Annotated in this window: 19 protein-coding genes; 9 read left to right on the top strand and 10 right to left on the bottom strand. The window is 55.8% G+C overall.

The features are described from left to right. Positions 1-11 precede the first annotated feature (11 nt). From IE099_RS02540 to IE099_RS02530, 3 genes are all read left to right on the top strand, one after another. Entirely contained in the window at positions 12-665 is a 654-nt protein-coding gene (locus tag IE099_RS02540; protein WP_229809356.1) for a peptidoglycan recognition protein family protein, read from the top strand. A 55-nt stretch (positions 666-720) separates the two neighbouring features. Beyond that, a complete protein-coding gene (gene trxA / locus IE099_RS02535; protein ID WP_189567072.1) occupies positions 721-1,047 on the top strand; it encodes a thioredoxin in 327 nt (108 codons plus the stop codon). Between the two features lie 119 nt (positions 1,048-1,166). Next, on the top strand, positions 1,167-3,599 hold the full coding sequence (locus IE099_RS02530) for a LemA family protein (protein WP_189567071.1): 2,433 nt from the start codon (positions 1,167-1,169) through the stop codon (positions 3,597-3,599). Between the two features lie 22 nt (positions 3,600-3,621). Here the strand turns inward: IE099_RS02530 and IE099_RS02525 are convergent, their stop codons facing one another. The 3 genes from IE099_RS02525 to IE099_RS02515 all read right to left on the bottom strand — a co-directional run bounded on the left by IE099_RS02525 (position 3,622) and on the right by IE099_RS02515 (position 7,093). Further along, positions 3,622-5,394, bottom strand: coding sequence for a PhnE/PtxC family ABC transporter permease (locus IE099_RS02525; RefSeq protein ID WP_189567069.1), 1,773 nt, complete (start codon positions 5,392-5,394; stop codon positions 3,622-3,624). Continuing rightward, positions 5,391-6,125 carry a phosphonate ABC transporter ATP-binding protein gene (locus IE099_RS02520; protein WP_189567067.1) on the bottom strand — a complete coding sequence of 245 codons (735 nt, stop codon included), beginning with the start codon at positions 6,123-6,125 and terminating at the stop codon, positions 5,391-5,393. Before IE099_RS02520 ends, IE099_RS02525 begins: the two co-directional genes overlap by 4 nt. Positions 6,126-6,196: 71 nt before the next feature. After that, positions 6,197-7,093: a putative selenate ABC transporter substrate-binding protein gene (locus IE099_RS02515; protein WP_189567065.1), complete on the bottom strand. Its 897-nt coding sequence runs from the start codon at positions 7,091-7,093 to the stop codon at positions 6,197-6,199. A 222-nt stretch (positions 7,094-7,315) separates the two neighbouring features. Here IE099_RS02515 and IE099_RS02510 point away from each other — a divergent pair, with 222 nt between their 5' ends. Then, the gene (locus IE099_RS02510; RefSeq protein WP_189567063.1) at positions 7,316-7,618 is read left to right on the top strand and encodes a hypothetical protein; all 303 of its coding nucleotides are present in this window, start codon (positions 7,316-7,318) and stop codon (positions 7,616-7,618) included. Positions 7,619-7,643: 25 nt separating this feature from the next. Here IE099_RS02510 and IE099_RS02505 read toward each other — a convergent pair whose 3' ends face one another. After that, positions 7,644-8,384: an HAD-IB family phosphatase gene (locus tag IE099_RS02505; protein WP_189567061.1), complete on the bottom strand. Its 741-nt coding sequence runs from the start codon at positions 8,382-8,384 to the stop codon at positions 7,644-7,646. Positions 8,385-8,490: 106 nt separating this feature from the next. Between IE099_RS02505 and IE099_RS02500 the strand changes: the two genes are divergently transcribed. Continuing rightward, positions 8,491-10,524 (top strand): peptidylprolyl isomerase, encoded by a 2,034-nt coding sequence (locus IE099_RS02500; RefSeq protein ID WP_189567059.1) that lies wholly within the window; start codon positions 8,491-8,493, stop codon positions 10,522-10,524. Between the two features lie 117 nt (positions 10,525-10,641). Here IE099_RS02500 and fdhD read toward each other — a convergent pair whose 3' ends face one another. From fdhD to IE099_RS02470, 6 genes are all read right to left on the bottom strand, one after another. Next, complete coding sequence (gene fdhD / locus IE099_RS02495) at positions 10,642-11,418, bottom strand: formate dehydrogenase accessory sulfurtransferase FdhD (RefSeq protein ID WP_189567057.1); 777 nt, start codon at positions 11,416-11,418, stop codon at positions 10,642-10,644. 36 nt (positions 11,419-11,454) lie between these two features. After that, positions 11,455-11,946: a hypothetical protein gene (locus IE099_RS02490; protein ID WP_189567055.1), complete on the bottom strand. Its 492-nt coding sequence runs from the start codon at positions 11,944-11,946 to the stop codon at positions 11,455-11,457. A gap of 178 nt (positions 11,947-12,124) precedes the next feature. Next, positions 12,125-12,667 (bottom strand): type II secretion system protein, encoded by a 543-nt coding sequence (locus IE099_RS02485; RefSeq protein WP_189567054.1) that lies wholly within the window; start codon positions 12,665-12,667, stop codon positions 12,125-12,127. A 22-nt stretch (positions 12,668-12,689) separates the two neighbouring features. Further along, entirely contained in the window at positions 12,690-13,973 is a 1,284-nt protein-coding gene (locus tag IE099_RS02480) for a type II secretion system F family protein (protein WP_189567053.1), read from the bottom strand. Between the two features lie 69 nt (positions 13,974-14,042). Further along, a complete protein-coding gene (locus IE099_RS02475; protein ID WP_189567052.1) occupies positions 14,043-15,716 on the bottom strand; it encodes a GspE/PulE family protein in 1,674 nt (557 codons plus the stop codon). Positions 15,717-15,734: 18 nt separating this feature from the next. After that, positions 15,735-17,405: a GspE/PulE family protein gene (locus IE099_RS02470; protein WP_189567051.1), complete on the bottom strand. Its 1,671-nt coding sequence runs from the start codon at positions 17,403-17,405 to the stop codon at positions 15,735-15,737. A 338-nt stretch (positions 17,406-17,743) separates the two neighbouring features. Between IE099_RS02470 and efp the strand changes: the two genes are divergently transcribed. The 4 genes from efp (at position 17,744) to IE099_RS02450 (ending at position 20,496) form a co-directional block, all read left to right on the top strand. Beyond that, complete coding sequence (gene efp, locus IE099_RS02465) at positions 17,744-18,304, top strand: elongation factor P (RefSeq protein ID WP_189567050.1); 561 nt, start codon at positions 17,744-17,746, stop codon at positions 18,302-18,304. A 395-nt stretch (positions 18,305-18,699) separates the two neighbouring features. Next, positions 18,700-19,467 carry a MotA/TolQ/ExbB proton channel family protein gene (locus IE099_RS02460; RefSeq protein WP_189567049.1) on the top strand — a complete coding sequence of 256 codons (768 nt, stop codon included), beginning with the start codon at positions 18,700-18,702 and terminating at the stop codon, positions 19,465-19,467. A 62-nt stretch (positions 19,468-19,529) separates the two neighbouring features. Then, positions 19,530-20,015, top strand: coding sequence for an ExbD/TolR family protein (locus IE099_RS02455; protein WP_189567046.1), 486 nt, complete (start codon positions 19,530-19,532; stop codon positions 20,013-20,015). Positions 20,016-20,031: 16 nt separating this feature from the next. Continuing rightward, entirely contained in the window at positions 20,032-20,496 is a 465-nt protein-coding gene (locus IE099_RS02450) for an ExbD/TolR family protein (RefSeq protein WP_189567044.1), read from the top strand. Positions 20,497-20,612 lie beyond the last annotated feature (116 nt).

Below are 20,612 nucleotides of genomic sequence, written 5' to 3'. Positions count from 1 at the left end.
ACCCCAATAGCATGAAAAAAATCCTCCTTCTCGCTCTACCCTTGCTCCTCGCCACCTGCGCTCCCTCCGGCTCTGGCGGCGGCAGCTCCTTTGGCCGGCACGATCACTCCACCCCTCCCGGGGTGAATGTTTCGCTCATGATTCCTGCCGGTCAATATGGCCGGAAGCAGATGCGGCCCATGTCTCCGCGCTACATCACCATCCACACCACGCAGAGCTACGGATCCGGAGCGGGCGCACGCACCCACGCCAACCTCCTCAAACGCGGCGGATTGACCTCGTCCCACAATTCCCTGGGCTACTTGACCTGGCACTTCAGCGTGGACTCCCACTCCATCTATCAGAGCCTTCCCACCAACGAGCAAGGCCAGCACGCGGATTACGAAGGCACCGGGAACAAATACTCCATCGGAATCGAGATGTGCGAAAACCGCGACGGCTCCTTCACCGCCACCAAGGCTCGCACCGCCAAGCTCGTCGCCGACCTGATGAAGCAACACAACATCCCCATCTCCCGGGTGGTCGGTCACTGCGAGTGGGAACGGATTCGCTATGACGACGGAAAAAACCTCGGCTACAAGAATTGCCCTAAACCTTTGCTGGACAATGGCAAATACGGGGCCAAATGGCAGGCCTTCAAGCGCCAGATCCAATCTCATCTCTAAGCCGGGAATAAAGCCTCCGCCCCGCGCTCCCATAGAAGTCTAAAAGCACAAAACGATGACTACTGAAAAAAGCGAAATCCTAAAGCTGAACAACAACACCTTCGAATACGAACTGAAGCAAGCCAAGGGCCCCGTGCTCGTGGACTTCTGGGCCGAATGGTGCGGACCCTGTAAGCAAATGGATCCCGTCCTTGGCAAACTGGCCGAGGAGCTCGCGGGCGAAGCGACCATTGCGAAAGTGAATGTCGATGAAAGCCCCGCCCTCGCCCAGAAGTATGGAGTGCAATCCATCCCGACTTTCCTCGTCTTCAAAGACGGGGTCGAGGTGAGCCGCAAGAGCGGAGTCACTTCTCCCGACGGGTTGAAAATGCTTCTCGATTAAGAACGGGAAACAACAAGTTCATAGCACCGCCAGCGGTTCCGATTTCATTCCGGCGATGGAAACATCACCGGTCCATCGGGCCGCTGGCCTTTTTCTTTTCGGCATACTAAGTTTGCCCCATGCCGAAGAGCGAAGTGGTCAGTTGCAACCGATGTGGAATCCAATCTTCCCCCCATTGGACCACTGGAGACGCCACCGAATACGTCTGCGGACTGTGCGAACCGCCCAAGGGCAGCCTGGGCCAAAGCCACCGCATCCTCAAACTGGTCGCCCTCATCGCGACCGCCATCGCCGGCTTCATTCTGCAAACCTGCAGCTATCAGAAGATCGCCGAGCAGCGCCAAATCGGCCGCATCCCGCAGACCAAGGTCGTGGCCGCGGTCCCCGGTGAGGTCAACCTAACAGGCCGCGCCCGGCAGGCCGACCAGGGCCGAATTCTCAACTCCCCCGACACCCGCACCCAGTGCTTCTACTACCGCTACACCAAGGAACGCGAAGAGAAGGATTCCGACGGCGACACCCGCTGGGTCACGGTGGAAGACCGCACCCGCTACGTGCCTTTCGACCTCGACGACACCACCGGCTTGATGCGCATCCGCCCCAGCAAGGAGGTCTCCTTCAACATCCCGGTCAGCCACCAGCGGCGTTCGGGTAAATATCGCTACACCGAGTATCGCCTCGAACCTGCCAACCGGATTTTCGTCTTTGGCTTTCTTGCCGAGAAAGACAACCCCGTGGTCACCTTCCAGCAAAAGGGCGACTACCATCCTCTCATTTCCAAGGAGACTGAGCTAGGAGAGCGGCACTCGCGGGCGGTGGGCTCGATCTGGCTTTGCTGGCTCGGACTGGGCGGGTTTGCGATTGCCTCCTCAATGTTGTTCTCTCTCTTGGGATTCCATCGCATTCTGGTCTTCTTTGGTATGCTCAGCCTCATTGTCAGCGGAGCGCTTTTGTTTCAGGGAGTGACCATGATGGCGACCGACCTCACCAAATCCCAAAGCCGAGTCTTGCGACAGGAAAAAGTGGTGCGCGAACTCATTCAAGAAGAACTCGGTGCCCAAAACATCCCCTGGGATGGCGACTGGCAGAAGCTCGGAAACCTCTCCGACTACCGCGAGCTCTCCGGCAAAGCCCGCACCCGACTGCGACGGGTTCGCATCGACCTCGCCACCGCCACCCTGCGCTCCAATGCCCAGGCCGAGTCTTTTCCCTACAATTGGGTGCGGCCTTTTGTCGGAATCGATCGCCCGCCGGAGATTCCTCTCCCCGAGCGCGACGAGGAGTTCCGCCAAAAGCTGGAGACCGAGTTCACCAAAGCGAAAATCTCGGGTGTCTCCGGCATCATCGGCACGGTGCTCGCCGGGCTTTTCGGTCTCGGCAGTCTCTTCTTCGGCTTTCGCAAAGTGCAGTACAAGCGCTTCATCGAGAACCTCCCCACCACCCCCGCTGCCGGAGTCACCTACGGGCTCACCGAGGCCCATGGCCTCATCGATACTCTCCCTGCTACCACCGAGCTGCACACTCCCCTCGCGCACTTGCCCGCCGTGGCCTACCACTATGTGATTAAGGAAAAGCGGGGCTCGGGCAAGAATGCCAAATGGGTGGTCATTCGCGACGAGAAAGAACGCATCCCTTTCCTCTGCCGCGACCGCTCGGGCAGTATTCCCGTCGATCCCACTGGTGCCCAAGTCGATGCCTGGCGCGTCGAGACCCGCCGCGAAGGCCGCCTACAGCACACGGAAAAATGCCTGCACCTGGGCGAACCGGTCCACGTCATGGGCTATGCTCAACTCGATCCCAAAACCGGAGACCGCCTCCACCTCGCACAAAGCGACGAACCTAAGAAATGGTCGGGCGCGCCCTTCCTGCTTTCCGGTTTTCAAGAAAGCCACCTCCTCCGCCGAAGCGGATTGGCAGCCGCGACCATCCTGAACCTCACCTTTGCCGCCGTCCTCTTTGCGGGGCTCATGATCTTCGGCGTCTTGGGCTCTTTCAATCCCGCCAGCTACCTCGCCGCCGCCCTCATTGGCCCCCTGCTCATGATCGGAATCGCGATCACCATACACTACAACGACCTCGTCTTTCTCCGCCAACGCGCGCGCCGCAACTGGTCCAACATTGATGTTGCCTTGCAAAAGCGCAACGACCTCATCAAGCCCTTGCAAGAAGTCGCGGCCAGTACCCTAGAGCATGAGAAAACGCTCCAAACCAAGCTCGCCGAACTCCGCAGCGAACGTCCCAACGATGCCGGGGACCTCTCGCCCGAGCTCCGCGATTCCCATCAGGCCGCCCGCGACATTATCGCCTTGGCGGAAGACTATCCCGACCTCGGCGCCGGTCGCACCCTGGGCAAACTCGCCAAGGAACTGGTTCAGTGCGAAAACGAAATCGCCTTCACCTCCGAGGGCTACAACGACGCGGTGGAAACCTACAACACCCGCATCGCCAGCTTCCCCGACCTCATCCTCGCCAAGTTGACCGGCTTCCGCGAGATGGCTCTCCTGACTCACGCACCCGAGCGGATCGAGATGCCAAAGGTTTTTCTCGGATAACAATTCGAAGGCACTAACACGCTCACTTGACCGAGCGGCGATAGGGAGCGACGGAACGATTTCGTGGCAACCCTTCCCCCTCGCGCAAACGCTTGCGAACCCAGTCCGAAGTCAAATCTCCGAGAAAAACCAGCAAGCCACCCAGAATCACCCACACCAGCATTTCGTCAAAATAGAGTCGAACCTTGGCCTCTGAAATCAGGTAACCGAGTGAGCCAACCCCCAGCATCCCCAGCATCGTCGCTTCCCGAATGCAGGTCTCCCATCGATAGAACAGAAAGAGAACCTGGCGGTTGAATCCCTCTGGCAAAAGAGCCCCCAGATAGGCCGCGCTCCGACTCCCCCCTTGCAGAAGAATGACCTCCGCGCTCCGACTGGAGGCATTGTCCACCACCTCCGCCCCCAGCCGCAAAAGAATTCCCCCGTTGTGAATCGCGAGGGCAAAAATCAGAGCCCACACCGTCGGTCCGAAAACTTGCAGCAAAAGAAAGGCCAGAATGAACTCGGGAAAAGAGCGCGCCACGATCGCGGACCCTCTCACGACCTTACCCAAAACCATGCGCCCGAATCCGCCCGCCATGGGGACCCCGCGGGGAGCCTTGCGAGCCAATGACCGCGCCCCCCAGAGAATCCCGCACAAGGCGACCGCCCCCGCCAACAAGGCCGCCGAGGTGCCGAGATGAAAGGTCCGCCAGAGTGCCTGCAGACCATCCCAGAGAAGGAGCTCCTTCAGCCACGGTCCCATCGTCGACCAATCGCCCTCTGCGCGCACCGGATAAGGAATCAACTCTTGGGTAAAGCGTTGAAAGTTCTCCAGCCGTCGTTCCTGACTCAGCCCCGAGCTCCAGTCCGGCTCGAACAACCATCCCGCGACGGCCAGCACAGCTACTAGAAATCCCGTAGCTCGTAGAAAGTGGCTTTTTCCACGCTGTTGGAAAAGCTCGATAGCGCTCGCGTCAGCGGACAACGTTTTCTTGGAAGCCTTCCCCTGCGACATCGCATCGCGCACCCGCGAGCCCACCCATTCGAAGAAGATCACCACTGCCAGTAGAGCATAGAGATAGCTCCAGATTTCCCGATAATGCCCGTCCTCGAAGGAGGTCTTGATGTGAAACCCAATAGTGGGAATCCCGACAAATCCCAACACCGCAGAAGAACGGATTCCACACTCCAGACGATAGAGGGTATAAGTCACCAAATCGGGCAAAGCCCGCATCACCACGCCCCCCAGAAAGGCCGCGAAGCCATTTCCCCCAGTCGCCCGCATCACCTCGCTGGCGGAGGAGTGCGCCTCATCCAACAACTCGGAAAAGACCTTCGCCAGCGTGCCTCCAAAGGGAAGTGCCAATGCCAAAACCGCTGCCAAGGGCGAGGTCCCCACCGCAGAGATGAAGAGCAAGGCCCACATCAACTCATGCACCGAGCGCACCGCAGTGGCGAGCAATCGAATGAAGCGACGAAAAACCTCCAAGGCCCGCGAAGGACGGCCCCACCAACTCCGTGCACCCAAAACTCCCCCAACCAGACCGATGACCAGCGCCAGGCTCATAGCCACCACCGCATAACGAATGGTGAGCCAAAGGGCGGTGGCAATCTTACCCGCAAAACTGGCCCCAGACTCGCGCATGCCGGCATCTTCGAAGGTGAGGGCGGGTCGCAGTGCGGCCGAAGCGAATTCCCCCGCCATGCGGCGTCCCCCCTCGGAAGGCACCAAGTCCTTCAAGTTCGCATCCAGGAACCAGAGTCCGGCAAAGAAGAACGCGACCGCTGTTAGAAGAAACCACCGGCGCTTCATGCTCCCAATCGATAGAGTTTTTCCAGCCCCTCATCGGAGGCCTTGCCATCGAAAACCACCTCGCCGCTGCGCAGCCCGATCACACGGTCAAAGTAACGCTGGGCCAAGGAGACATCATGCAGACTGGCCACCAGCGTGAGCCCCTCCTCGCGGGCAACGGTAGTGAGGAGTTCGATGAGGTCCTTCGCCCTTTCCGGGTCAATCGCGCTCACCGGTTCGTCCGCCAGGATTGCTCGTGGCTTTTGAAAAAGAGCCCGGGCCACCGCGACCCGCTGTTGCTGTCCCCCGGAAAGATGATCGGTGCGCTCATAGAGCTTTTCCCCAATTCCCATGCGGACCAGCAGTTGATGAATCTCATCCCGCTCTCCCTTGCCCATGGCCAGAAAGCTACGCAAAAGACCGAAGGTCCCCTTGGCCGCCACACGACCGCAGGCGATGTTTTGGTTCACCCGCAGATTGGGCACCAAACCCAGATCCTGAGGCACCCAGGCGATGCGGGAACGGACTTGGCGCAGGGACTTGGACGAGAGCGAAGTCAGGTCCTCCCCATTGACCGAGACGCGGCCGGAGGTGGGAAAGACGCGCCCATTGAGAAGGCCGAGCAAACTGGTCTTCCCCGCCCCGCTGGGACCGATGAGACAAACTTGCTCGCCCGCCCCGAGGGACAAGTCCATCTCCTTCAGCGCCAGAGTGCCGCCGTAATCGAGAGAAACTTTTTGCAGTTCGAACATTTGATAAAAAGAAGCGGGGGACAGAATCCCCCGCTCAATGATGATAGCTTACAAAAGGAGACCAGCCGAAACTAGCGCATCATGTTGAGCTCTTTGGCCACGTCTTTGATGCTCTCGAAGTCTTCGTTCTTCGCAGGAATCAACTTGTCGCGGTTGAAAGCCTTGAGGACATTCTTGTCGTCACAAGCGACCAACGCGTCCTGCAACTTGTCGATGAAGTCGTCGCCGAACATTTTGTTCAAGTCAGGGTGAACCGTGAGGTTGTAGTCCACATACTCGGGAGTGATCCAGAAGATGGGAGCGTCTTCAGCGCTGATGTCGCCAGCCGCAACCATGGAGTCATAAGTCTTGTAATTGATGGCTCCGATTTGCACCGAACCACTGGCTACCGCACGGGCGGTAGCATCGTGTGCGCCGGAGAACTGGACAGGCTTGGTGAAAAAGTCTTCCGGCTTCTTGCCAGTTTCCTGCTCGATGAAGTAGGCGGGCATAAGGCGGCCGGAGGTCGAGCTCTGGCTACCGAAGGTGAAGGTCATGTCGCTGATCTTGTCCTTGGGGAAGGTGTCGGACTTTTCGAGTCCAGTGGACTTGTGAGCAATGAAGTAGCTCTTGTACTGAGGGTCGACATCGCCTTGGGCAATGGCACGAGCGCCGGGCACCGCTTCCCAGGCTTGCACGCCGGTGAGACCACCAAACCAAACGAGGTGAACTTCCCCGTTCTTGAAGCGCTGCACCGCGGCAGGATAATCGTCAGAGATCGAGAACGCGACATCCACCCCCAGCTCCTTGCTGAGATAGTCTTTCAACGGCGCGAAGTTCGCCTCTTGGTCAGAGACCTTCTGGTCGGGAATGGCGGTGATGACGAGGGTTCCCCCTTTGGCTTCACCGGCTTGTTCATCGGCTTTCGGTTTACAGCTGGCAAGGACGGCAATGCATCCCAATGCGGCGACGTGGAGTAGTGTTTTCATTGATTCAGAAGTTGTGACCTAGAAGAGAGAAGAGAAAGAGGAACAACCCAAGCAGGTGACCATAAAAAAAACCGTCGACCCACAGAGCCCTGCTCCCGGTCAGACGGTTCGTCTACGGCTTGATGCTGGATGTGGACCCACATCCGAGGTTGGTTTCTCGTCGTCTTACGCTCATTCGGCAAGGGGACTTAACACTCATTTTTTCAAAACGGAAAAGGAAAAATGGAAAATCGGGAGGCTGAGGGAGGTGGGAGGGTGATTTCAGACAGGGCTTTTATTGCCTTTACCTTCTGCTTGCCAATTCACCGTATTTTTCAGCCGCAAAAAGGCTCAAAAACCGCAAAAAGGAAGATATTGAAAGCTCTTCAATTGCAGAGAGCTGTTGTGCTTTTCGTGTCTCTAATTTTTGCGCTCTTTTTGCGCCTCTTTGCGGCCAAAATTCCCCAGTCCCTTCCCGGTCCGATTGCTTTGACCAATTTTATAACAACCAAAATGAACCGTTCCGTCCAATCCGCGTTCATCTGAGTTAATCTGCGGTTCAGATTTCGAACTACTTCTTGGGCCGATAACAACCCAGCATCATCTTGAGACAATCGAGGGCAAACTGAGTGCGGTTTTTCCAAGGCTTCTCCGGAGTCAGAACGCGCCAGTGATTGGCTTCAGCCTTTTCTGCAAAGATTCCCTCGGGATGAACGGCGACGACCTTTTCGCACATCTCCAACATGGGAAGGTCGGCTTTGCTATCGGAGTAGCCCTCGCTGTTAGGCAGAACCCCCGACAGCCCCAACTCATCGTGCAAGCGCACAACTTTGTTGGCACTCTTGTTGTTGCCCAATGGGAAAGGAGGGAACCAAGTGAGCCGTTCCCCGACTTCCACCACGGTGCCAAAGACATGGTCAAAGCCGAGGAGCTTACCAATGTGCGAGACATAGACCTCCGGACTCGCCGAGACCAGAACGAGGGTGTTTCCCTCGCGACGATGGCGCTCGATCTCGGCAACCACCTCGGGATAAGGCAAAGTCTCGTGAACGAATTCCGCGAATTCCCGCCCCCAAGCCAGCAGCCTTTCGCGCTCCATTCCCCAGGAGAACCCCATAAAGACTCGCTTCATGACCTCGGAACCAAGGACTTTTGCCAAAGGGAGAAGAAGAAAAAAGGGAATGAGGAGAACCCGGCGCCACCCCTCTTTCTGAATCACAAAATTGCAGAAGAGCACCTGCAGATCCCAGGGGACGATGGTTTGGTCGAGGTCGAAGAGAGCCCAGCCTTTTTCCGATGAATGTTCACTCACTGGCCCCCAAGCAACTACGACAATGGACCAAGTGCAAGCACGGAGCCGTTGCTGAAGTTTGCTTTCCCTTTTCACCCGACTGGCTAAGGTGCCGTTCCTCACCGACATGAAGATTCTAGCACTCCTGACCGCCATTTTTGCTTCGCTCGGACAGCTTTCAGCCCAAGTCTATGCCATTATCACGGTAGAATTTACCGAGGCTTCCTCGAATCAGCTGAGGAGCTTCGTGATTCAGTTGGACCATGACCACGCCCCCCGCAGCGTGGCGGCTTTCATGCTATTGGCAGAGCCGCAGGAGAAGTATTATCGGAACACCTTCGCAACCCTCGGCTACAATCCGGCTGGTCAATATGTGCCAGCCAATGAGGACGGTTCACCCCTCCTTCCTGCGAGCACTATCTATAGAATCCTCGTAGACAACAATGATCCAACCACGGGGTATGTCGTGCGACAGGCCTCCGGCACGGTGATGGCGACTCTGACCTTCGAGGACAACGAGTGGACCTCGGACAACTCTCACTTCAGCGTGAGCTACAACTCCACCTACCAGCGCTATACCCTGACGACCAACACCACCATTCCCTACTTCGATAGCACTGATAATTACTATCGAAACAAGAACCCCATCTCATCCTCCAATCCCAAGGGCGAATATATTCCTTCCCAGAGCACTGGAGCTTCGGCATCCGGAGCGACAGCTTATATCATCGCAGCGGATTCTCTCACCCCCACTCCCAGCGAAGCTTTCCTCCTTCAGCAGCCAGGCAATGTCCAAGTGGCGAAGTTCACCCGCGTCGGCACTGGCAACACTTGGACGTCGGATAATCCCAGCTTCACCTTGAACTCCAATCCCAGCTCCACGACCTCTCGGTTTATTATCACCGAGGATGTCTCGCTCACTCCCACTCTCACCTCGGGCGAGTTTTATGGAAACGACGACATGATTCTGGTCGAAGGCGACCATCCATTTCTTTCGATTGGAAAGAGTAAGGCCACTGCCAATCAGGCCAACGGATTGGTCTTTCAGAACGAGGTTGTAGATGTCAACCACGCCACTTTCAGCGACGCCGATCTGTGGGGAGCGCGCTTCGCAACCAGTGCGGGTTTGGTTGGAAATGCCCAACGCTATGCAGTCGCCTTTGCCAATGCGGGGGTCGGACTTCCCAACACCGCCGGAGGTGAAATTCTCATCACCGGGTTCTATGGAAATCCAGACTACGACGGTCGTCACACCCACATTGGCAATGTGATTAGCGGCACCTACTTTCCCCTCGGAGGAGGGGCGGTGGCGGGAAGCCGGGTCACGGTCGACCAAATTCTGGCCGGCGAGCCAGCCGAGCTCCGCGCTATCAATTTTGAAATCAGTAATTCGAACTTCGACCCCATCGAATATGTCAGTCCTCTGCTCGCAGACGTCCGCCTGCCCAGACCATCCGTCGAAGAACGAAGCACGCCCTGCGCGGACTTTTCTGGCACCAGGCGCAGCATTCTATCAGGAGGAGAGCCAGGCCAACTGCGCTTTCTGGAACGATCCGATGACTTCTCGACCTGGACCCTGGTTGGCAAATCCGGCTACCCACTCAATGCCGACTCCGAATACGGGCTCAATGTCGATTGGCCTTCGCAAACTGGAGGACCCTCGGGAACGCGGCTCAGTATCATGGAGAAATATCCGCGTTCCTTTTTCCGCACCCTACCCATGGTCATCGACCATCCCCAATGGCCGGCGGCAGACTTTGAGGATCAGCTCCCCAATGCCGACCTCAGTCTAAAAGGGCGGGTGGTCGATGGAGACAATCCCCAGGTTCTCAACGTATTCAACATTTTCCTCAATTCCACCGGCGATGCGGGTATCCTTCAAGGTATTGGAGGTGATTTGAGTGGAACCCATGAGCTGACCTCGGTCACCTATGAGCAAACAAGCCCCATGATTGGTGAGCTCACCATGGTCGGCGAGACACTGCCGGAGACTTTGCGATTGCGGCTCTACTTCGACTCGCACAAGGGCGGGGAGCTGACGGGGGGCCGCAATCCCATCGAACGCTTTCACCGCATCACGACGGAGGAAGTGACGGTCGGCGGCAACACCATCATTTTCGAGCAAGTCTCGGAATTTGGAATCTGGGTTTCGAACGATTAGAGATACCAATCGGGCCAACAGCAGACCAGTCCACCCACGAACCGCAAAGGAGGAGGGATTCGACCAGCCCCGAAAACTCATCGAGGCTTTCCCTCTCCTGATTGCCCAGCCCGACTGCTAAACTTGGATCCGCCCGGCACCAGAATAGACGTTGAAGCTGGGTGGACGGAGAAAGCCGACTAGGCCTTGATTGCTTTCTCGAGCAAATTCCACCGCCAATGACGAGGGTGCCGAGATGGCTGAAACGATGGGGATCGAGGCTGCGAGTGCCTTCTGCATCACCTCAAAGGAAACTCGGCCGGAGACTTGAAGAACGACCTCCGAGCAATCGATTCCCTTGCCTGCTGCCCAACCCACTGCTTTGTCGATGGCATTGTGGCGCCCGACGTCTTCGCGTAAGACAAGAAGCTCTCCTGAGGCGTTGAACAGTGCGGCGGCGTGGATTCCACCCGTTCGACGGAATGCTGTTTGCGCCTGCCTCAATTGGTCGGGAAAAGTCAAAAGAGTTTCGGCTAAAATCATAAACCCGTCGCCTACTGGAGGGTGCTGCTGCCGGATGGAATCGATACTCGCCTTGCCACAAATTCCACACGAGGAGGCACTGAAGAGATTGCGACTGAGCTTGGCACGGTCGAACTCGACCCCATCAGCGAGAAAGACGAGAGCATGGTTCTTCTTTTGCTCCTCATCGATTCGGGAGACATCCCGCAAGCTGCTGATAAAGCCCTCGGTCAGCAGGAACCCCCTCACCAAGTCGAGATCGTCGCCCGGCGTGCGCATCACCACCGCAACAGGGAAGCCATCGACCGTGATCTGGAGCGGCTCTTCGTCCGCCACTTGGTCAGAGAGCTCTGCGTGCCCGTCGGGACTGTAGCGGGTGATGGTAAAATTCATGAAGTGGCAGGAATCCGCGTAGGCCTGCACCCACCCTTACCAATTGGTGATATCATCGGCAAGCTCAGCAGCAGTGGCGCCTCGATCTCCTCTCCCTACCCCGTCCGGTCCCACGGACCAGAGGTCAAAGTTGGGATTCTCGGCCCCTTTCACCATCGTTCCGCTCGCATCGTAAGCGCGCAGGTAGAAGTAGGGTCTTCCATGTTTGAAAGGATCTAGAATGAGTCCACCTCGGATTTGGCCCCGAAAAGAATCAGAGTATTTTGAATCGAGCTCAGGCATATAGACCTTACTGCCACTCCTAATTCCATTCTGATAGAAGGCATCATAGAGCGAGCCTGAACTCGTTGGAGAGCCATCGCCGAGAGGAAATTCTCCGTGATCGGCCTGGTATTCCTCCAGCTTGATCTCAAAGAGTTTGATTTGGGTTCTGGCCTTGTTAATCAAGGCATTGCTCATCGCCGACTTTCCAATTCCGGTGACGACAGTCAAAAGAAGAAGAATAAAAAGAACAACAAGGATTGCCACAATGAAGAGAAACGTTTTCCGGCTCGCCTTCGCTGGAGACCGAGGGGGTTGGGTTGGTGGCTTTGTTTCCATAATCGTTTATTCAGAAAGTAAAGAAGCCAACTGGTCCTCGTGGAACCAGTTGGCTGGAAAGTTTGCCGCTGTGCACGCAGCAACGAATGACTAGCAGCGGAACTGGCTACCAATTGACGATATCATCATCGAGGTCCTCGTCACTGGCACCGCCATCTCCACGACCAACACCATTTGGTCCCAGGGACCAGAGGTCGAAGTCCGGATTGTAGGCATTGCCAGCTTCTTCTCCATTTTCATCCACACCCCGCAGGTAGAAATAGGGCTTCTTGTGCTTGAATGGGTCGAGAATCACTCCGTTCTTAATCTTCCGGTTGAACTGGTCTCCATCAGGATTCAGCTGATCCATGTAGACCTTCTTGTTGTTCAAGATGCCGTCCTCGTAGAGCGCAGTGTAGAGATTGACCGAACTTTTGTCCGAACCGTCTCCGGGAGGGTATTCACCTTTGTCCGCCTCGTATGTTTGCAGGGCATTCTCGAAGAGTTTGACTTGAGTCCTGGCCTTTTCGATCTGGGCATTGCCCATTGCCCATTTGCCGATTCCGAAGGTCATCGCCATCAGGACAACCATAATGGAGATCACAGTGAGGATTTCCACCAAGGTGAAGCCTCGGGAGACCGACTTGCGAGATACGTGGGAGATTTTCATAATGGAAACGTTTGGATGAAACTTAGCCCTGCATGGTCTGAATCACCTTCATCAGGGGCAGGAAGAGCGCGAATACGATACCACCAACCACGACAGCCAGGAAGACAATCATGATGGGCTCGAGAATGGAGGTCAGTGCGGTCACCGCGTTATCGACCTCATCGTCATAGACGTCGGCAATCTTCAGAAGCATCTCGGGGAGCTGACCTGTTTCCTCTCCCACGTCCACCATGCTAATGACCATGGAGGGGAAAACGCTGCTGGCCTGCATCGGGCTGACGATAGATTCACCTTCTTTGACCGAGTCATAAACTTTCTCAATCGCATCGGATACAACGACATTACCCGAAGTCTCTTTGGTAATATTGAGAGCTTGAAGGATGGGGACACCAGATGTCACCAGCGTTCCCAAGGTCCGGGCAAAACGAGCGATGGCACTCTTGCGCTGAATGTCTCCGAAGAGAGGTGCATTCAATTTGAAGGAATCGATTGCCTTGCGCCCACCCTTGGTATTTCCCCATGAAGTGAAACCGATGTAGATACCGACACCGAGAATTAGGAGCCACACGATGTTCGGAACGAATGGCACGGTAGTGGCCATCAGGAATCCTGAAGCGTTGAAGACCACCTTGGAAATCAGAGGAAGATCCACGTTCATATCGCGGAACATCTCCTTGAACTTCGGAACGATGAAAATCATCAGGAAGGTCAGGATGAAGACCGCGATACACATCACGATCACCGGATAAACCATCGCTGAAACGATCTTGTTCTTCAGCTTCTGGGCCTTCTCCTGATATTCTGCAAGGCGGTTGAGAACGACTTCCAAAACACCGCCCAGCTCACCGGCCTTGACCATGTTCACATAGAGCTTGTTGAAGATGCGGGGGTGTTGGGCCAGACTTTCTGAGAAAGTGGAACCACCTTGAACCGAATCCGCAAGAGAGCTGATCGTTCCCTTCAGAACAGGATTGGGCTCCTGCTTGGAAAGAACATTGAGCCCACGCAACAACGGCAAGCCGGAGTCAATCAAGGTCGCCAGCTGGCGAGTGAAGATCATGAGCACTTTCGGCTTCAATTTTCCGCCAACGCCACCCTTGGCGTTCTTGCCCTTTTTCGCAGTCGACTTTTTCGCAGCGCCCTTCTTTGAACCGCCTTTCGACTTTTTGCCGGACTCCCCGACTTTGGTCGGGTAAAGCCCTTGGCCTTGAAGCTGTTGAATCGCTTCCTCGCGGGTCCCGGCTTCGATTGCGCCTTCATGTTGCTGGCCCGAAGCGTCGAGCGCGATGTACTGAAAATTTGCCATGTCGTTTCTGGTTAATGTGTATCTTGAGTGTCGGTGGCTGTGCAAGCAGCCATTACGGATATTTTTCTCTTAGGTGTATTTCAGAACTTCCTCGATAGTGGTGGTTCCGTCGTAAATATTTCGCAGACCATCTTCTCGCAGAGTATTCATCCCCAGCTCGATGGCCTTGTGCTTGATCACCACGGAAGGAGCTCGCTCGGTGACGAGTTCCTTAATCGGGTCGGACATGTTGAGAAGCTCGAAGAGCCCCCGTCGCCCGCGATACCCACCACCATTACAGGTTTCACAACCTACCCCGGTGTAGAAACGTTTGTCGCCAAGCTCATTCGCGGAGAGCCCGAGCTGGGCAATAGTGGCTTCGTTGGGCTCGTAGTCCGCTCGGCAATCCGGACAAATCCGGCGCACGAGTCGCTGAGCCAACACTCCCTCCAGGGAGGCCGCTACCAGAAACGGCTCCGTCCCCATATCGATCAAACGAGTGACCGCTCCGGCGGCATCGTTGGTGTGAAGGGTGGAAAGAACAAGGTGACCTGTTAGAGAAGCCTGAATCGCAATCTGGGCCGTCTCCAAGTCACGAATCTCACCCACCAGAATTTTGTCAGGGTCTTGACGAAGGAAGGCTCGAAGAACGCGGGCAAAGGTCAGGTCAATGGCCTCATTGACCGGAATCTGAATGATCCCGTCCACGTCGTATTCCACCGGGTCTTCTGCTGTTAGAAGCTTGGTATCGACTCGGTTGATCTGGCGCAAGGCGGCGTAAAGGGTAGTCGTCTTACCGGCTCCCGTTGGTCCTGTAACCACGAAAATGCCGTTGGGCTTTTCGATGGTTTCGCGAATGTAGCTATCAATCTCTTCCGGCAGGCTGAGAGCCTCCAAATCGAGGTTGACGGAAGAACTATCCAAGACCCGGAGAACGACACTTTCCCCGTATGTCGTCGGCAGGGAAGAAACCCGCATATCGACATGGTGGTCACCGACCTTTTTCACAATCCGGCCATCTTGTGGCACCCGCTTCTCAGCGATATTGAGGTTGGCCATAACCTTGACCCGGGAAATGATCGAAAGCGCCAGGTGAGCTGGCGGAGGATCCATCGCGTAGAGAGCTCCATCAACCCGGTAACGGATCTGGAAGTCGTTTTCGAACGGCTCAAAGTGAATGTCGGAGGCCTTTTCGCGAATCGCCTGGAAAAGAACCAAGTCAACGTAACGAACGATGGGGGCCGCATTAGCCTCATCCTCCAACTCGCTGGCAGACTTGCCACTGAACTCAGCCGCCATCTGGCCGAGAACCTCCTGCATGGCGTCGGATTGGTCGCCTGCGTAGAGAGTGTTCAACTTGGCCTCGATGAGGTCGGTGGGAGCGATGACCTGATTGACATTTTGCCCGAGGGCAAAACGCAAATCTTCGATCGTCTGCGGATTGAAAGGATCGGAGAGAGCAACGGTCAGGCCATTCTCATCCACGAGCAAAGGCAAGGCTCCGTGAAGACGGGCAAGACCTGCCGGGACCATGGAAAGAACCTGCCGCGGAGGCACATAGGTCGAGAGGTCGAAAAGCTCGGTTCCGAGCTCCTGCGCGATAATAGGCCAGATATCTTCCTTGTTGCTGAGAACCTGATAGTCGGTCAGCAGTTCGCCGATTTCCTTGCCGCTGGATTCCAACTGGCTTTTCAACTCGGCCTGCAACCCGGGCTCCAACATCCCGCGGTTCTGAAAAAGTTCGATGACTTGTGTATTGTCCATTTTCTGGTTTCGTAAAAATTAGTTTTCGTCCGCCATCGTTACCCGAATGACTTCTTCTGCGGAGGTCATGCCACCCAACACCTTCCGGATGCCGTCTTCCCTCATGGTGCGCATCCCCAACTCCCGGGCTCGCTTCCGCAGCTCGGGACTACTCAAGTCGTCGTTGATCATATTGCGAACCTCGTCGTCCACCTTGAAAATCTCAAAGATACCCTTCCGGCCCTTGTAGCCGCCTTGGCGACACTTTTCACAACCGATGGGGCCGAGGATGTTATCAGCGGCCGCACGCTCGCTATCGATGCCCAGAATGCGCATCTCACGCTCGGTCAACGGAACGGGAGCTTTGCAGTTCGGACAGAGGTGACGCACCAGACGCTGGGCGAGAACGGCCCGCACTGCGGAAGCAATCAGGAAGCGCTTGATACCCATATCGGCCAAACGAGCCACCGTTGCAGTCGCATCGTTGGTGTGCAGAGTGGAGAATACCAAGTGACCGGTCAGCGAGGCGTTCATCGCGATGGTCGCGGTTTCCTTGTCTCGAATCTCCCCCACCATGATGATGTTGGGAGCCTGACGAAGCATGGAGCGCAGGGCTGCCGCGAACGTCATTCCGATATCAGTCTTCACCATTACCTGGTTGATACCCGCGAGCTGATACTCGACCGGGTCTTCCACCGTAATGATCTTTTTGTCGGGCTTGTTGATCTCATTCAAACAAGCGTAAAGGGTCGTGGTCTTACCGGAACCAGTAGGTCCTGTGACCAGCAAGATGCCGTCCGGCAGGGCAAGCATCTCTTTGAAGGTTGCCTCGTCATCGGACAGGAAGCCCAGCTGGGGAAGACCCAGAGTCAGGGCCGACTTGTCCAAAATACGCATGACCACGCTTTCGCCGTGGTTGGAAGGAACGGTCGAAACCCGGAGGTCGACCGACTTGCCCGCAATCCGCATCTGGATGCGACCATCCTGAGGCATCCGCTTCTCCGCGATACTCATGGCACCACTCATCACCTTCAGACGGGCAACCACCGCAGGCAAAAGCTTCTTGGGATGATTCTCCACCTCGATGAGCTTGCCATCAATGCGGAAGCGAACCCGCAGCGTGGATTCCAAGGGCTCGATGTGAATATCGGAGGCCTTCATCTTAAAGGCGTTCATCAGCGTAGACGTCACGATCCGCACGATGGGCGCGTCTTCCTCGCTGATCTCCTCGACCCCTTCCATGGTCAAAACCTCGAACTCGGGGATATCCTCATCATCACTGCCGCCGACGCGATAGACCTCAACCAGTAAGCGCTTGATATCGGAAAGATTGGCAAGGACGGGATTGATCTGGCGACCAACCGCGTGGGGCAGACTGTCGAGTGTCTCGAAGTTGAGACCATCGGCAATCGCCACCATCAACTCGGTGCCATCATCGTGAACGGGAACGGCTTGGAAGCGCTTGGCGACGTCGGATGTCATCTGCTGCGCAACGGCCGCAGGAATTTCATACTCCGAGAGATCGACGACCTGCATGGAAGCATTTTCCGCGATAACGGCAGTGACTTGCGCCTCCTCTACGGCTCCATCCATGAGCAGTCGATCTACGATTTCAGACGCTCCTGAGCGTTTAATTTCTTCGACGGCTTCGGAAGAAACCACTCCGGCTTCTACCAACAATTGACTGAGATAATCCTGATTCGAATACACGGGTTGTGTGGTGTGTGCTTGGGAAAAGACAAGGCGCGAACTTTTGTCCAGCTTGCTTGAACTAACAAATTGCGCCAAACGCACCCCCCTTGTCAATGCGCCGTGCCCGAAAGCTGAATAATCCTTTCTGACGTAAAGCCAAAGCAACTACGCAGGAGATTCGATTGAAGTAAAAACCCGCCCTCCGACAGCCAGAAACTCATCATCAAGAAGGCGAACCGCAACATCACCCCCTCTGCAATCGACTGCAAAGAAGCCTTCTTGATCGGGAAAAACTGTCATCCCCAGTCATTTTTCCCTTTCCACACTGCCCATTTCCGACTTCAAACCTCCCCATCATGGCAGTTGTCGCAACCAATCTCAAAAAAGGTCAGTGTATTAAATATGAAGGTGATCGCGGAATCGTCCTCGGTCTGGAACACCGCACCCCCGGCAAAGGCAACGCCCTCATCGCCGCCACTATCCGCTCATTCAACAATGGCAACAAGAAGACCATCCGCTTCGCCTCTTCAGATAAAGTGGAAATCGTCGAGACCGATCGCCAGAAGCTGGAATTCTCCTACACCGACCCTTCGGGCTACCACTTCATGGACCTCAATACCTACGAGACCGTCACCTTTGACGAGACCCTCGTCGGCGATGCCAAGGACTTCATGAAGGAAGGCCAGGAAGTGGAGATCCTTTTCCTCGAGGGCGAAGCCGTCTCCATCGACCTCCCTTCCAATGTTGAGCTACTCGTTACCGAGTCGTCCGAAGGCATCAAAGGCGACACCGCGAACAACCCCACCAAGCCCGCGACCCTCGAGACTGGAATCACAGTCCAGGTCCCCCTCTTTGTAAAAGAAGGCGACGTGCTGAAGATCAACACCGCCGACGGCTCTTACGTGGGCCGCGCTTAGTCCGCCCACCCCGTTCCGACGGGCTCACTCCAGTCATCCCGAAAGGACATGCTCAGGCATGTCCTTTTTTTTGCGGCCTATGCCCAAACCACGCGAGAGGCTTGCGGGAAATTGCACCCCCCACCAAGAACACCCCTCGCTCACACCGTCTGCAGGATCCTTTTGAACCCGTATGAGTTCAGAGAGCCGTCCTAGCCGCCCACCTGAATCCCCACGGTATGAAATTGCCAAGTTTTTCAGCAAAAATAACAATTTTCAAAATTTCCTTCAAAGATTCTGCAAACGACCACGTTTCCACTACGACGGTTCAAGCGGAGAATTTGCGATTTGGTAACTTCTTTTCTTTACTCCCAATTCCGACTCTCCACTATCCGCTCCCACACATTAACATTGTCATGATTGAAAAAACTAGAAGCCGTTTCCCACGGGTCGCCACTTCCACTACCGCCATTCTCCTCGCCTCTTCAGGCAGTCTTTTTGCAGAAGGTAATGCTCTGCAAAAATACATCCTGGATGGTGGCCCTACGATGATTTTCATCGGGATTGCGATTTTGGCTCTCATTGCTCTGGTCGTTTTCAATTTCATCAACCTCACCAAATCCAAGTTCGTTCCCGACGACCTTCGCGCTGCCCTTTTGGAGCACATGACCGCTTGCCGGGTACGTTCCGCAATCGAGTTGGGAGCATCCCATCCTTCCTACCTCGGCCGCATGACAGCATACGCCCTTCCCAACATCGACGCCACTCAGCCTGAGACCCTCGGTCGCGACCAGGTGGAAGACGCCATGGCTGACTTTTCAATCAACGAGAACCGCAAGAACATGACTTGGATCAACTACATTGGTCTCGTCGCCCAAGCCGCTCCCATGTTGGGACTGCTCGGAACCGTCATCGGTATGGTGAGCGCGTTCGGTGTTCTCGCCGAGACCGGACAGGCCGAGCCCGCCCAGTTGGCTGGCCAGATCTCCGTCGCCCTCCTCACTACCATGTGGGGTCTGATTACCGCGATTCCCGCCGTGATTTTTTACTTCTTCTTCAAGAACAAGCTCAACGGCTTGGTTGCTGACGCCCATCACTCTGCTGAGGAAATGCTCAACGCTTCCCTCCAGACTGTGAACGCCGACGCTTACCTCACCAAGATCCCCGAAGGTGTCGCCGTCTAATTGCGAAAGGGGGCTCACCGAGTCCCCTTCCTTTTTGCAAACCTCCCTGATTTTCAACTGTAATGGCATCCAAGAAACTCCGCGCGGCGAATGCCGATGAAGGCGACGGCCTCGCTGTCGACATGTCACCTATGATCGACATGGTCTTCCTCCTCCTCATCTTCTTCATTGTGACCGCCAATCTGGTGGTTGTGAAGATGGACAAGAGGGTTGAGGTTCCAGTCGCCGAGCACTCGAGCCCGCAGGAAAAGAAAACCGGCCGTATCGTAATCAACGTCTATGGCGATGATGCAATGGCTGAGGCTGGAGGCCGTTACTCGATGGGAGACGAAAAGTTCACCCCATTCCCCGATGATGACGCTGCCATCCTTGAATACATCAAGGAGCAGAAGAACAAAATGGAAGGAACGGTCAAACCCCAGTTGCACCTGCGTGGTCACCGGAACGTTGAGTTCAAGCACTGCCGTCGCATCATCCGCATCGCGGCAGAAGCCGGCGTCGATCAGGTGATTTTCGCCAGTTACGCAAGCTCCAAGGCCTACCAATAATCAACGAAATTTTTTCATGGCTAGACACAAAAAAGGCAAAGCGCTCGAGGACGACGAACCCGTATTGGATATCTCGTCCCTCATCGACATTTGTTTCCTACTGCTCATCTACTTCCTGGTGACGACCACCATTGTTCGCAGCGAAACGGATACCAACATGCAGTTGCCAGCGGCCGCCCCTTCGGATGACATTCCGGAGATCAAGCCCCTCTTCATCCGCGTCGATAATGACGGTGTGATTTACGTCAACTCCGGACCAGCCCAGGAACGGCTTGATGACGACCCCGAGTCTCGCAAGCTTCCCATGCTCGCCGAGCGTCTGGGCACCTACGCTGATGGAGCCCGTGCAGCAGGCCAGGAGCCTCTCGTGCAGGTCTTCGTCGATGGCGACGCCCTTCACCAGCGCTCCATCGATGTCATCGACACCCTGCGTTCCAAGCAGATCTCCAAAGTGACCTTCACCGACCTCGTCAACGAGTAATCGGTCCGGGTCGCTGATGGCGATTCCTTGTTCACAACAACTATCTCCCACGGCCCCCCCAGCGGGGCCGACGGGAACTCTTTTGCATTTTTCCCAACCCAAGCCAACTTACTGAT

Origin of the sequence: Roseibacillus persicicus, from assembly GCF_014651675.1 — a bacterium.
GTDB lineage: Bacteria > Verrucomicrobiota > Verrucomicrobiia > Verrucomicrobiales > Akkermansiaceae > Roseibacillus > Roseibacillus persicicus.
This window is presented reverse-complemented; position numbering and strand designations above follow the sequence as displayed.